The organism is Janthinobacterium aquaticum, from assembly GCF_009208565.1.
In the GTDB taxonomy this organism is placed as follows: Bacteria; Pseudomonadota; Gammaproteobacteria; order Burkholderiales; family Burkholderiaceae_D; genus Janthinobacterium.
This window is the reverse complement of sequence record NZ_WFLK01000074.1, coordinates 1-255: the sequence shown is the minus strand read 5'-3', so window position 1 is coordinate 255 and position 255 is coordinate 1. Positions and strand designations below refer to the sequence as shown.

Below are 255 nucleotides of genomic sequence, written 5' to 3'. Positions count from 1 at the left end.
TGGGGAGTACGGTCGCAAGATTAAAACTCAAAGGAATTGACGGGGACCCGCACAAGCGGTGGATGATGTGGATTAATTCGATGCAACGCGAAAAACCTTACCTACCCTTGACATGGATGGAATCCCGAAGAGATTTGGGAGTGCTCGAAAGAGAACCATTACACAGGTGCTGCATGGCTGTCGTCAGCTCGTGTCGTGAGATGTTGGGTTAAGTCCCGCAACGAGCGCAACCCTTGTCATTAGTTGCTACGAAAG

The 255-nt window shown here is 50.2% G+C and carries 1 rRNA gene; it reads left to right on the top strand.

Going from position 1 to position 255, the window contains the following annotated elements:
• Positions 1–255, top strand: a 16S ribosomal RNA gene (locus GCM43_RS25670); the annotation flags it as partial.